Below are 13,736 nucleotides of genomic sequence, written 5' to 3' on the forward strand. Positions count from 1 at the left end.
GTTACGCTTTATTGCCGATTGCGGTAGCGTCTGTAGCGTGCATTTTGTCATTATGGGCTGCGGCCGTGTCGGCTCAGCACTCGCAACGAATCTCGTCGATCGCGGACACTCCGTATCCGTCATCGACCAAAACCCTGTCGCTTTCAACCGTCTTCCCGACGATTTCCCCGGCCAACAGGTCACCGGCCTCGGATTTGACCGCGGTGCTCTGCGGCAAGCCGGAATAGAAGATGCCTTTGCTTTTGCCGCGGTATCGAACGGAGATAACTCAAATATCATTGCGGCGCGAGTAGTTCGCGAACTCTACGGTGTCGAACGTGTCGTCGCACGTATCTACGACTCCTCGCGCGCCAGCATCTATCAACGGATGGGAATTTCCGTCGTCGCTCCAGCAGCGTGGACTGCCGATCAGGTAATGCGCAATCTCATCCCGATTGGCCCGCACGTGGAGCACGTCGATTCGGCAACAGGCGCCGCCCTGTTCTATGTAGACGTCGATCCGTCCTGGTACGGCAAGAATATTGCCACTATTGAACGCCTCGCAGGTGCGCGCGTCGCATATCTGACTCGCAACGTCAAACTCGTGGTGCCACATGCCGATAGCGTGCTACAAGATGGGGATGAATTGCGTTTTATTGCCCCGCTGGCTAAAGCCACGGCAATCCAGCGAACTATGAACCACCCCTGTGAGAAGGAGACGCTGTGAAGCTCGTTATCGCTGGAGCCGGATCCGTCGGCCGCTCTATCGCCCGATCCATGATCGAACAAGGACACGACGTAGTACTCATTGACCACAAGCCAGAGGGCATGCGCGTTGCCTCCGTTCCTGAGGCTGATTGGATCATGGGCGACGCCTGTGAGCTATCAGTGCTCAATACGGCCGGAGTTGATGACGCCGACGTCGTTGTTGCCACCACTGGCGACGATAAAGCCAATCTCGTTATGTCTTTGCTGTGCAAAACTGAATTCGGCGTACCCCGAGTGATCGCTCGCGTCTCAAATCCGGCGAATACTTGGTTATTTGACGAGACATGGGGGGTCGATGTCGCAGTTTCCACTCCGCAGATCATGTCTGAGATCATTGAGGAATCCATTTCAACTGGTCGCATTGTGCGCCGGTTACGCCTTGACGCAAACGCCTACCTTTACCAGGGAACCGTCCACCCACGAGCCGTGATGGTGGGCAAGATGCTCAGCGAGATCGAGTTTCATCCAGATATTGTCATGTGTGCGATTATTCGTGACGAGATCCCTATTACCGCCACCCCAGATGTCACAATCGAGGGTGAGGATCACCTCATGTTTATTGTGCGCGGCTATCAGCTTAACGATCACGAGCAACGCGAAGCACGCCAGGAGGCCCTGCAGCAGATGCGGGAACTGCTAAATGCCGCCACACCGACTAATGTTGCTGCCCCTGAGGTACCGAACGAACCATCAGCCACGTAAACCAGGCAACCAAGGCAAATAACGGCATCCCCATGAAGAGACGGGCGATGCCGAGAGCTTGGGTGGCATGGGCGAGATATAACGGCCCTTGAACGGCAATACGCACCAGGAAAAGCAAGAGCCACATCCATGTGACCTGATAGTAGCGCCGACGCAAAACGCGTTGCGCCGGATCTGTGCGCCACGCCGTGCCTTCTGAGCGTAAAAACCCAATGAGGACGCCTAAGGCTGGCCAGCGAATCAGAAGTGAAAGGGCGAGGGCAATCCCGTAGCCGATATTCGTCAGCAAACCTGTAACGAAGAAATTAGCCGATTGACCGCTCTTCCATGCGATCACCGCAGAAACCGCAATCGCAATGAGCCCACCAATGGCAGGTAGCACCGTAATACGCTGGATAGCGCGCACCACGATTCCGGCTACTGCTGCCCCGACGGAAACCAGCAAGCATAGGGCCAGGGAGCAGCGGCACGCATACATGATGAGGAAGATAAGAGTCGGCACGGAGGATTCAATAATCCCCCGCCATCCACCAAGCGCATCGAGAACATGGAAATCTTCCGCTAAAGCCGCTCGTATGCCGGTGCTCTGCTCACTCATCGCGCTCCTCGACAACCCGAAATACTGGATTGAAAACCGTGGGTACCCCATGTACCCGTTGCAATGCCCCTCGCACCCGAACTTTGCTGCCAATATCGAGGCAATGTAGATCGCGACGAGACATGAAATACAGCACGACGATCTCGCTACCAATCTGAAGATGGACTAGCACCCGTGGCGTCTGCCCGATTCCCGGATAGGTAATCGAGCGAACCACGCCCGTCGCGCTGATCCGACGGGTCATGAGCGTTCGCGCTTAGCCGGTTGCGGAACGGATAGTGGAAGGAGCTCCCGTGGCGGATGTGGACTCTGCCCGCGCGCCACCACAACCTGACGAACGATCTCCAGCAGCTCGTGGGCTGCCTCATCGTCCCCACCGGCCTTGCCGTACAGGGTAGCGCGCAGTAGCCAACGTGGACCGTCAATACCGATGAATCTGTGTGGGGCGAGAGAGGTGCTATCCGGAACGGGCATCCGAGCGTGCAATTCTGGCCCGAACTCCCCCTCAACTACCTGCGAGGTTCCCCCTTGGCTCGCGATGGAGGTCATAATATCCCCGCGAACCGCATCCCATAACCCGCGCGAACGCGGTGCCGCAAAAGCCTGAATTTGCAGCGCAGATCCGTCGATGGCATAAACCAGACCTAGTAGCTGGCCGGTACGCCGATCCCCCGTGAACTGCACTTGAGCCTCAGGGATCAACGGGATCCACAGCGATCCAGCATCGAGGCGTTCGCCGATCCCATCCACCTCAGACTCATCGAATGGACCATTCGCCCGCACACCGAGATCATGTTCTGCGGATTGTGCCAACTGATCGCGCACCAGATCTGCTTGTGTCAAATCTTGCGCTGCCTGCCCGTTACGGGACGCGTCATCACCGGAATTCGTCTTACGCGAAAACCAACCCATACTCAGCACCTCTTAGCAAGGACGTCAGGATGCGCAATCGGCGCACACTGGCAATCCATTTTCTTCATAGGCAAGCTGGGAACGATGATGCACTAAAAAGCACTGCGAGCAGGTAAATTCATCATCTTGCGCCGGAATGACTGCCACGGAAAGTTCTTGATCCGATAAATCCGCACCCGGGAGCTCGAAACCTTCAGCAGCTTCAACCTCGTCTTCATCGACTGAGCTGGACTGATGATCCGTATTACGAGCCTTCAGTTGCGTGAGCGAATCTTCTTTCAGATCTTCGTCTTGCTTACGTGGCGCATCGTAGTCTGTAGCCATGAGTTAACTCCCAATAGACAATGTTCACCGTCTTTGTACCAAAGGTTGCCGATTTATACAAGGTGAGACGATGAATCTCGCGAGTCGGACGTCACAATGGCCGGCAGAAACTCAAACACGCCCGAAAGATCCGCTGACAAATTGTGCTATTAATGGCACTCTGGAGAGGAACGCCGAGGAGGACACATGGTGGAGTTAGAGCTGTTGGGTTTGCAAGACAATGGGATGCTTGCACTGAACGACTCCGAGGGTAATCGCTATCTTCTCCCTATCACCGATAAATTGCGTGCCGCTTTGCGCACAGATATTGAGGTAACAGACGCCGCGGAGCCTCACCCAATGAGTATTCGGGAGGTTCAGGCGCATATCCGCGCTGGCTTATCCGTCACCGAAGTGTCCGAAATCTCTTCCTATCCGGCTTCGCGTGTTGCATCCCTGGCGAACCCTATTATTCGGGAGCGAATGTACACTGCAGAAATGGCCAGAGGATTTCGCCAAGGGCGGGAATTGGGCGATATGACGTTAGAGGAGCTGGTGGTATCTCGACTGGTTGCCCGCGATGTCGCAGAATCCGATATTTCCTGGGATGCCTACCGCAAGGAAGAAGAACCGTGGATGCTTGTGGCCCGCTATATATGTGGCGATAAGGAGCACACCGCCTTGTGGCGAGTCAATCTTCGTTCCCGCACAGTCAACGCAGCAAATGACGAAGCTATCTGGCTGACCGAAACACAAATTCCTGCTCCCACTTCACCGTGGCGCCCCGTCAATACTCCGGCTATGAGTGCCGATTCCGGCGATGATGCCCGCGGTCGGCGTAAATTACACACCGCTATCGACGCCCATCCCGCAGCAGCCGGAACGCCGGTTGATATTGACCTCATGTTGGATGCGTTGAATTCTCGTCGTGGCACTGCCCAGCCCATGCCGTTTCTGACGGATCCCTCTGCGTCTTCTCCTGCGTCACACAATGAGACGAGCAGTTCTGCCGAATCCTCCGCAGGTGCCGATATTCTCAGTTTCCCGACGATGGGGAGCACAACTGGGGTGGGGCATGCCATTTCTGGATCGTCTGCGCTGCAGGATTCCTATGAGAATGATTCGCCAAGCGATACCCCGGATTCCGCGTTAGCTGCTGACGCCACCTCAGGAGCATCTATCTCAGGGGAAAATGATGATGCACATCGCGTTGGGCCGCGCGCCGTCACCGCAATCAGTGTGCCATCAGTATCTTCGCCAGAGGCCTCCCTGCATAACACCGAACCTGCAGTAAAAGCTGATTCTGCTTCCTCTGCGCCGGAATCAGCCGAGGAAGCCTTGCCTGGTTTAGATGTCGTCGCGCCAGAAAAGACGAAGAAGCCCGCAAAGAAACGCCGCTCCCGTCCAGCCCTGCCGACCTTTGATGAAATCGTCTATGGGCAAGCACGCTCAGATCGCGAGGATCGCTAGCATCGCTTCGTTTAGGGAACGCTAGGTTTTCTCCGCCATATTGATTGCGTTTTGTGCGTTCTCTTTCCAGGGGATTTTCTTTTCTGTTTCTTCCTTTTGCAGTTTTCCTCCGAGTGGTTACGTCTACTTCACTCGCGTATTCCGTTCGCCTGATGAGCCCTACCTAGTTAATATCCCTGCCTAGCTGCTGCCACGCGTATTTTCCCTCTCACCGTCTTCCCTCTCACCGTCTTCCCTCTCACCGTCTTCCCTCTCACCGTCTTCCCTCTCACCGTCTTCCCTCTCACCGTCTTCCCTCTCACCGTCTTCCCTCTCACCATCTTCCCTCTCACCATCTTCCTGGGCACTACCGCGAAAATATCTCGAAACAATATTCATTTTCTGTAATTTTTCGAGGCAGTTTCCGACATTAGATATGCCCCAAAACCGAACACATTTCAGGTGTGACTACACTCATTCTTTCACAGGATTCACAACCGCTTTGAACTGCGACTTTTCCGCAATATAAAGCGAATAATTCAACACTATCGCGGTTGTTGATTTCCGTGTTTTCTCGTATGATGAGATGAACAGTTTTCCACTTTATCCACGTTCGGTGAGTAAGGCTGACACACATGGTTGTTTTTTCTTCAGGTAGCGAGCAGAGTATGTCCACGTCATATTTCGTTCGCCGCGCTGGAATTTTCGGACTCGTTAGTGCATTAATGCTCAGCGGCTCGGTATTTGGCATGGGTCAAGCCCCTGCTCACGCTGCCGAGCCCACAGTCGAGCCGCTGACGGCGCAAAGCGCACAAAAGATTGTCGATGGCGAGGTGCATTGGTGCGGTAACGACCGCAACGGCCTCGTTGATCGTCTCCTCGTCAATCACGCTCCGCTCCAACCCGATGCAGATGATGATGGCGATGGTATTGCTAACAAAGACGAGTTAGGTACATTCACAAAAGACGGCGAGCTGTGTTACGCCTACACCTCACATCCGCTTCTTGCCGATACCGATGGTGATGGAATCACTGATAAAGCCGACGCTCATCCGCTTATGTGGGATGTGCAAACTCGCGACGCTATCATGTTCCAGCGAGTTGCTTATCGTGACGATATCTACCTGCGCAATCTCTTTGATCCCGCCTCCAATTACTCGGAAAAGGATTGGTACGAAGATAACTCCGAATATGGAGTCATGCGTCTGGAGCTCACTCCTTACTGGGATGTCGTCAAAACCTGGCACAACCAAAAGGATTCCTTCGACGCCCAGCTATATGCTTTCAGCAACAAGCTCTATCCCTTCTTACAGGGCAACTCCACACACATGGTTGCCATCCGCGGAACTGACGGGAATAAAGGCGATCTCGGTAGCGATGCCGCTTTGGCCTTGGGCGCATGGCCGAGACAAGGATACGACGCCCAAAACCTTGCCGATGAGATCTTCAGCAACCGCTACCCGAATGTCTACGTTACCGGCCACTCTCTCGGTGGTTTCTTAACGCAGATCTTTACCGTTCGATCCCTGGGCGAAAAATATGGCTCGCCTGTGTACCACAAGAATTTCAAAGACTATCGGATTGACGAACCAGGGCAAAAGTACAACTCCGAGTTCCGTCGGGCTTATACCTTCAACGCCCCGAAAATTCGATGCACCTCATCCGATTGGATGTGCGCCTATCAAGCGGTTGGCGACGTCATCACCCAAGAAATGGGATCATTGCACTATCGCACGGCTAACGATTCCGTTACGAATATTACCGGCGCATTTGAAGGTGCAAAGACCTTAGATAGCTCAGCTAACGGTCACGGTTCCAAATCTTTCTTTGAAGATAAATACATTGATATTGACGGATTTAGCGTTGGAAAGCGCCGCGGTTTTGATAAGGGTCAAGGATACCAAGATCCCAATATTGCACATGCTGGCATGATCGCTCTGACGACGGTCGAGCTGCGTACCCAAGACGGTAAAACCGTTTCGAAGAAGGCGCTCGCAAAAACGGCAGATGAACTCAAAGCGCTCTCCCCAAGCACCTATCTTGGCGATTACACGCCGGTAGGCGAGGTTGCTCCCCTGCAGGTTGGTGAGCACCGCGTTATCGTCGTCCAGGAACGAGCATATCCGGTGACGTACGTCTTCACTGATGGTAATCAAGAGGTAGCTCGCAATGAATACATGGTGAAAGTCGGTAGCCAATTCACCCCTCCGGAACTGCCTAAGAGCACCAACCCTGATTACTCCTACAGCTACAGTGGCAACTTGCCAACGCCAGACACCGCCACGCTGAATGCTCCGCAAACCTATACGATCCGACTCAATCGAGTTCCTATTTATTACACGACCTACGTCAAACTCGTTGAAGCCGGAACAACGGTCGCAGAGTACGCCATTCAATCAAAGCCTTCTGAGGGATCAACACCCATCGTTCTCGATGATTCCAAGCTCCCGCAGGGGTATCAATACGTCGGGACTCCCGGAAAGTTGACGGCAAATACCGTCAACACTATTGCCGTGGAGAAAAAGAAGTACCAGGTTACTTTCGTCTATCAAGATGAAAACGGCAAAGAGCTAAAGACTGATCAGATCACTGTAACGCACGGATCGGACGCCAAATACGATCTCGTTCTTCCCGATGGATATGGCGTCAGTAAAGACGCAACAGTTACCATGCCGAAGAACGTCACCAAGGATGAGCGCGTCATTATTCCGTGCTCCCCAACGGCAGCCGAAAAAGTAACTGTGACGATTCGATACGTCGATGCCCTCACAAAGACGCAAATCGGCGATATTATCACCTTCCAACAGGCCGCCGGATCTATTATCACTGTGCCAGCCGAACTGCCGGCACACCCACAAGCAAGCGAACACAGATATTACGTTGTCGATCCTGACTATCAGCTCCCAGATAAGCCAGTGTATGGCGATACCGCCGTGCAGATTCCGCTGCGCACAGGTATTGCTGCAAGCAACATCTCCGCCGAGACGAAACCGACTCGCCACCACGTGGCTGTGGTCTACCGAGATGGCGACCGCGATATCTCCACAGATCAATTCGACCTGCCGTATGGGGCACACATTCCGGTAGCTGCACCAGCCAGTAATAGCGGCAACTACAGCTACGAGGATAAATACAACCATCTCAGCGTTCGCAGTTCTGAGACAATCGTTGTTCCCCTCACGTTCACGCCTTATACCTACACCGTCACCGTGAAGTACATGTATGGGGCAACGGAAGTTCCCAGCACTAATAATGCTCCTCAGAGTGTGCGACACGGGGAAAAGGCTCTCATCACGGTTCCTGATCCGGATACCTACCAGGTAGATCCGCAATGGGTGAATCCAGAGATTACCGCTTCTCAAGTACTGAGTGTGCCACTAGTAAAGAAAGCTCAACCTGCACCGGATACCCCACAGCCGGTTGTGACGCAGTATCGAGTTGCCGTCACCTACGTCTATCACGGGCAAAAGGTGGGAACCGAGAACATTATGGTTGCTTCTGGCGGTCAACCGGCTTACACCTTGCCCTCGTATCCCAACGAGATAGGCAATCCAGAGCAGTATTTCTATACACTGCCGATGGATTACGAATATCCGACGATCACGTCCGATACGGAACTCACCGTTCCCCTCGAACTGACTCGGGTTATTGAGCCGCGTTTCTCCGCTAAAACGCTCGTCGATGGTGTATCGGCTGTTGCGGCAGAGTCAGGGTCACAGCCGCAGGCTGAAATATCCGTTGCCGGTGGAACGCATCAGATCGACGCTGACCTGAGCTACTACGATCTCGCTGCGGGTGAGAAGTATCGCGTTGTCACCCGTCTTGAACGGATTAATCCTGATGGCTCGACCACCGCAGCTACCCGAGTAGATACCGATGGTCAATCACGGGAAATCGTCATCACGGCCTGCTATATCGCCGGTACCGCCGACGCTACAGCCTCGACTCCAAACACCGCCGTCCCCTGCGATACTGATAACAGTGCCGGCTCTGGTAGTCGCGAGGATGATCCTGGAGTGATCGCCCATAACACGGTTGCCGGCTCCTGGAAAGTCACTCTTGGCAGCCTTAACATTGAACCAGGTCGCTACCTGTTAGCTCATCACATCATCACGGATATTGACGCTGACGTGACACCGCGTGAGCAGTGGATGAGCGTGGCAGATACGAAGAATCGCTGGCTGACGTTCAACGTCACTCCGGCAACGGCACCGGCAGTTATTCCGGCGACGCCGCAACCAGTTACACCGCCAGCTACTCCCGCTACTCTTCCAGCCGCGGTACATCGTGGGGCTGCTGCGTTGCCGTTAACCGGCGCTCAGCTACCGATCGGTTTAGCCGTAATGCTCACGCTCAGCGGCATTGCGCTGGCTATCCTTAGCCGCCGGCACCGTTCATAGCCGCATTTCCGCTAAGTGGGGTGTGAGGAACGGATTATCTGTTTCTCACACCCCACTCTTATCCTCACTGGAAAATACAACGGGTAGCAAACTCTTCTGATACCGCGTATCATGCGAGCATCCCCACGATTAAAGCTAATAAGTCAGTGCTGCTATAACAGAGCCGTTATAGGAGCTGTTATAGCAGCCGGACGATTCCCCTGTTAACGCAGGCAGCTCCCGCAAAAACTCCCGCAATTACGCAATGGCACGGCAGGTTGCCAAGCACCCGCGCCGTAGATCACTCAACAAAAGCATTCAGCAGTAAGCAAATAACGGGGAACCAATATTATTAACGCAGATCAACAAGGAGCGGAATCTCCATCTCCGCCGGAGTCAGTGAACCATGTACGCCAATCAAGGACATCGCCGACGGACTTTGCACCCGAGAATCCACAACCACGTAGTCCTCACGCGCAAAAACCAGGACGTCACCGATGACCTGCCGCAGTTGCGGCGTCACCTCGCCGAATAGACCGCATGAGATCGCTTCATCCGCAGTATAAATCCACGCTCGATCTTCTAATACATCTCGGTAGTGTTGCGCCACTTCGTCGGGGCACGCACTGTACAGATGCACCGCACGGGATTCCCCCGCCACCACATCCACGTCAGCTTTCAACTCACGGTATTGCGCAATATTGATTGCCTCACGCGCATCGATCATGCCGTGATCGGCTGTCACGATCAGTAACGTCTGCGCAGGCAACATGCGCCGCAACCGCCGTAATTCCGCGTCAAAATGTTCTAGCTGCGCAGTCCACGATTCGGATTGCCATCCATGCTTATGACCCGTGGAATCTAAATCTCCCCAATACAGATAGACGATATCTGCTCCCCCGCGTAACTGGGCGAGCGCGGCGTCAACTCGTTGCGATAAATCCTGCGCCACAACTGTCTGACCCCCGCGTAATGCCGCATTCGTCAAACCAGAGTTCACATACTTCTTCGGCTGGATCTTCACTAAACTAATTGGTTTGCCGTCATCAACCCGACGCAGATCCCCCGCCTCGCAGCGCTCAAAGAAACTTGGCACAGGCTGCCACGCCACCGGATCGACCTGCGGATGATTCCATGCAATCAGATTGAAAATATCATTCGTCTGTGGCACCCGTAAGGCATAGCCAGCCATGTGGGTACGCCCCGGCAGGCACCCCGTACCAAAGGCACTGATCCCCGCCACTGTCGTTGAGGGAACCACGGTGACGATAGGATCGCCTAAACCAATACTCCGAATCGTTGGCGCATGCCCTAACCGTTGCGCTAACTGGTGATACCCCAACCCGTCAACCAGAACAACGCAGGCCCGCCGCGCTTGTGGGAATTCAAAATGGCCAGAGCGGGATGGCTCCGTCGAAGTATCGTCAATACCAATCGCCCGGAAGATACTCGGAATAACCTCAGCTAGTTCACCGATTCGGCTGATCGTCAGCGGTCGTTTAGTCATTGCGGGCTATCGCCGCCTCTAACGCAGCGACAAAATGTAGGCCGCGGGCAAATTGTTCTTCATCTGCTTCACGATCAATAAATACGCCCATATCCTCGTTGGTCACCACTGCGACGTAACCGTGCTCATTGACGCACGCCGGATCATCACAGCTCGCTGGATGGATCTCTTGAGTCCACGTCAACCCCCAGCGCAGCCGCAAGAACACCGAATTCAGCTCCCCGATACCGCCATCGGTAAAACCACGCCGTCGGCAAATAATGTGTTCTTTAATCTGGGCAATACGGATGGTATGAATTGTTGTTGCCCATTCACCACGCTCATCCAGATCATGGATGGTGTCTGTGCTGATCGTCAGTAGGCGCGCGGGCGTCAGGATATACACCATGAGATGCTCATAGACGGAATCAATATCGAATACAGTTTCCGGGCGAATATAAAATGAGCAGATTGGCTCTGCTCCCACCGCCTGCTCGATATCCTCCCATAGCGGAGATTGACCCGCTGGATTTTGGATGATTACGGCTTTTAGTTCATCGTGCAAATCTTGATCCACGTCGCTATTGTCCCAAATCTCATCCTGTTACCGCACGACTCGTCAGCAACATCACGCCGACACAGCGCCCGATATCGCCAGGTCATAGCGCGAACCGCCCGATAATGGGCAAATGGCGAAGACTACAGAGCACATCGTCGATATTGACGTCTCCCAGGAGATGCGCACATCTTTCCTTGAGTATTCCTACTCGGTGATCTATGCGCGCGCTTTACCGGATGCACGCGACGGGCTGAAACCAGTTCAACGCCGAATTCTCTACCAGATGGACCGCATGGGATTGCGTCCCGATCGCGCACACGTCAAGTCCTCGCGCGTGGTCGGCGAGGTTATGGGGCGCCTCCACCCTCACGGCGATGTGGCAATCTATGACGCTATGGTTCGATTAGCTCAACCCTTCACGATGCGTCTTCCCTTGGTTGACGGGCATGGCAACTTCGGCTCACTTGATGATGGTCCGGCTGCACCCCGATACACCGAAGCTCGGCTCGCCCCCGCAGCCATCGCTATGACTGCCTCACTGGACGAAGACGTCGTCACTATGTTGCCAAACTATGACGGCTCCGATACCCAGCCGGAGGTTTTGCCAGCAGCGATCCCGAATCTGCTGGTCAATGGCACATCTGGCATCGCCGTTGGAATGGCGACGAATATGGCGCCACATAATCTCAATGAAGTAATCGCCGGCGCCCAACATCTGCTTATGCACCCAGAGGCGAGCTTAGATGAGTTAATGCGTTTCATTCCAGGGCCGGACCTGCCAGAAGGCGGAAAGATCGTCGGGCTAGATGGCGTGCGGCAAGCCTACGAGACTGGTCGCGGGATCTTCCGTACCCGAGCAACTGCCCATATTGAAAATATTTCTGCCCGCAAAAAGGGAATCATCTTCACCGAATTGCCCTACCTCGTCGGGGTAGAAAAGGTTATTGAAAAGATCAAAGACGGCGTCCAATCCAAGAAGCTGCAAGGTATCTCTGGGGTACAGAACCTCACTGATCGCAAGCATGGCACCCGCTTGGTCGTGGAAGTGAAGAATTCTTTTAATCCAGAAGCCGTTCTTGCCGCGCTGTATCAAAACACCCCCTTGGAAGAGTCTTTTGGAATTAACAACGTCGCCCTCGTTGACGGTCAGCCACGTACTCTAGGATTAAAACAACTCCTTGAAGTATTCCTTCACCACCGCGTTGACGTCACTCGCCGACGCACACAATTCCGCCTAGCGAAAGCCAAAGATCGACTCCACTTAGTCGATGGCTTGCTCATGATCTTGGTTGATATTGACGAAGCCATCGCGGTCATTCGCTCGTCGGATGATTCGGCCATGGCCTGCGATCGCCTGATGAAAGTCTTTGATCTGAGTGAGGTACAGGCCGAATATATCCTGCAGTTACGTTTGCGCCGGCTGACGAAGTTCTCTCAGCTAGAGCTAGAAGCAGAACGTGACCAACTGCGCGATACTATCGCTGAATTGACGGAAATCCTTGAATCTGAGCGGGCTTTACATCAGCTCGTCTCCGATGAACTTGGGCAGGTCGCACAAGAATTTGGCACTCCCCGTCGCACTGTCTTACTTGAAGCTGAAGCGGCTGCCCCAACTGGCGCAGAAAAGCCCCTTCGAGTCGCTGATGACCCGTGCTGGGTCATTCTCTCAGCCGATGGGCGTATCGCGCGAATCGTCGGAGAAAATCCTCCGAGCCGCAGCGGGCCACGCTCCACTCATGACACGGTTGCTGGGCTTGTTTACACCACTAATCGTTCCCATGTGGGTCTGCTGTGTTCTGATGGCTCGCTACAGCGGCTCTCTGTTTTGGATATTCCCGCTATTCCAGATACCGAGGCTGCCCCGAGTTTGAGCGCGGGGGCGCAGGCAAATGAGCTTATCCTCATGGGTAAGGGCACTCGCATTATTTCCCTCGTAGATTTAACCTCGGATGCCTCTCCCCTAGCCATTGCAACGGCACAGGGCAAGATCAAACGAGTCAAGCCCGATTATCCTGATAAGGGAAGCATAGATCTTATTACCCTGCTTGACGATGACGTCGTTATCGGCGCTCACCCTGCCACGGATAACGATCAGATTGTTCTGGTAACGTCCAATGCTCAGCTCTTACGTTTTGATGCCGACGCTGTTCGCCCCCAAGGGCGTAGCGGGCAGGGAATCGTCGGCATCCGCCTTTCCCCTGACGCACAGGTTATCGCAATGGGTGTTGTTCCTCGCGATGATCTTGCCGCGCACGGCGTTGTTACTATCGCCGGAACGTCTACGTCCTTGCCTGGCACAATGCCCGGATCAGCTAAAGTCACTCCCCTGGATCGCTACCCCGCAAAAGGGCGCGGCACCGGCGGGGTTCGCACGCAACGATTCGTGCGTGGCGAAGATATCCTGCAACGGGCCTGGGTTGGGCCGCTCCCGCCTCGGGCAAGTGGCCCACACGGTAAGCCGGTGCCACTGCCCGAGATTGACGAACGCCGCGATGCCTCCGGCAGTGTGCTGACGCATGTGGTTAGCGCTATCGGATAATCATCGTCGATAGCTTACGCGCAGAAAACCGAGCGAGCAGGGCGGCTATAGGCGTTTTGCTC

12 protein-coding genes are annotated in these 13,736 nt (G+C 54.3%); 5 read left to right on the top strand and 7 right to left on the bottom strand.

Going from position 1 to position 13,736, the window contains the following annotated elements; genetic code table 11:
• Positions 1–37: 37 nt before the first annotated feature.
• Positions 38–706, top strand: coding sequence for a potassium channel family protein (locus ACLHIJ_RS02655; protein WP_411297383.1), 669 nt, complete (start codon positions 38–40; stop codon positions 704–706).
• A complete protein-coding gene (locus ACLHIJ_RS02660; RefSeq protein ID WP_411297382.1) occupies positions 703–1,449 on the top strand; it encodes a potassium channel family protein in 747 nt (248 codons plus the stop codon). Before ACLHIJ_RS02655 ends, ACLHIJ_RS02660 begins: the two co-directional genes overlap by 4 nt.
• On the opposite strand, the gene ACLHIJ_RS02665 is transcribed toward ACLHIJ_RS02660, so the two are convergent.
• Genes ACLHIJ_RS02665 through ACLHIJ_RS02680 form a run of 4 tightly spaced genes read right to left on the bottom strand, consistent with a single transcriptional unit; the run spans position 1,403 to position 3,283 of the window.
• Positions 1,403–2,047 carry a DUF3159 domain-containing protein gene (locus tag ACLHIJ_RS02665; RefSeq protein ID WP_411297381.1) on the bottom strand — a complete coding sequence of 215 codons (645 nt, stop codon included), beginning with the start codon at positions 2,045–2,047 and terminating at the stop codon, positions 1,403–1,405. The genes ACLHIJ_RS02660 and ACLHIJ_RS02665 overlap by 47 nt on opposite strands.
• Positions 2,040–2,291, bottom strand: a complete 252-nt coding sequence (locus ACLHIJ_RS02670; RefSeq protein WP_411297380.1) for a hypothetical protein — start codon at positions 2,289–2,291, stop codon at positions 2,040–2,042. Before ACLHIJ_RS02670 ends, ACLHIJ_RS02665 begins: the two co-directional genes overlap by 8 nt.
• Positions 2,288–2,959, bottom strand: coding sequence for a DUF3710 domain-containing protein (locus tag ACLHIJ_RS02675; RefSeq protein WP_411298418.1), 672 nt, complete (start codon positions 2,957–2,959; stop codon positions 2,288–2,290). Before ACLHIJ_RS02675 ends, ACLHIJ_RS02670 begins: the two co-directional genes overlap by 4 nt.
• Before the next feature lie 24 nt (positions 2,960–2,983).
• Positions 2,984–3,283, bottom strand: a complete 300-nt coding sequence (locus ACLHIJ_RS02680) for a DUF4193 domain-containing protein (RefSeq protein WP_411297378.1) — start codon at positions 3,281–3,283, stop codon at positions 2,984–2,986.
• A gap of 186 nt (positions 3,284–3,469) precedes the next feature.
• Between ACLHIJ_RS02680 and sepH the strand changes: the two genes are divergently transcribed.
• The gene (sepH, locus tag ACLHIJ_RS02685; protein WP_411298419.1) at positions 3,470–4,732 is read left to right on the top strand and encodes a septation protein SepH; all 1,263 of its coding nucleotides are present in this window, start codon (positions 3,470–3,472) and stop codon (positions 4,730–4,732) included.
• 180 nt (positions 4,733–4,912) lie between these two features.
• On the opposite strand, the gene ACLHIJ_RS02690 is transcribed toward sepH, so the two are convergent.
• Positions 4,913–5,110, bottom strand: a complete 198-nt coding sequence (locus ACLHIJ_RS02690) for a hypothetical protein (protein WP_411298420.1) — start codon at positions 5,108–5,110, stop codon at positions 4,913–4,915.
• A 236-nt stretch (positions 5,111–5,346) separates the two neighbouring features.
• Between ACLHIJ_RS02690 and ACLHIJ_RS02695 the strand changes: the two genes are divergently transcribed.
• Entirely contained in the window at positions 5,347–9,111 is a 3,765-nt protein-coding gene (locus tag ACLHIJ_RS02695; RefSeq protein WP_411298421.1) for a hypothetical protein, read from the top strand.
• 331 nt (positions 9,112–9,442) lie between these two features.
• On the opposite strand, the gene ACLHIJ_RS02700 is transcribed toward ACLHIJ_RS02695, so the two are convergent.
• Positions 9,443–10,597, bottom strand: a complete 1,155-nt coding sequence (locus ACLHIJ_RS02700) for an alkaline phosphatase family protein (RefSeq protein WP_411298422.1) — start codon at positions 10,595–10,597, stop codon at positions 9,443–9,445.
• Positions 10,590–11,153, bottom strand: coding sequence for a DUF5998 family protein (locus ACLHIJ_RS02705; RefSeq protein ID WP_411298423.1), 564 nt, complete (start codon positions 11,151–11,153; stop codon positions 10,590–10,592). Before ACLHIJ_RS02705 ends, ACLHIJ_RS02700 begins: the two co-directional genes overlap by 8 nt.
• Positions 11,154–11,265: 112 nt before the next feature.
• On the opposite strand from ACLHIJ_RS02705, the gene ACLHIJ_RS02710 reads away from it, so the two are divergent.
• The gene (locus ACLHIJ_RS02710; protein ID WP_411298424.1) at positions 11,266–13,674 is read left to right on the top strand and encodes a DNA topoisomerase (ATP-hydrolyzing) subunit A; all 2,409 of its coding nucleotides are present in this window, start codon (positions 11,266–11,268) and stop codon (positions 13,672–13,674) included.
• Positions 13,675–13,736: the final 62 nt, after the last annotated feature.

The sequence above is a fragment of the Trueperella sp. LYQ141 genome, assembly GCF_046599555.1.
Classification (GTDB): Bacteria; Actinomycetota; Actinomycetes; order Actinomycetales; family Actinomycetaceae; genus Trueperella.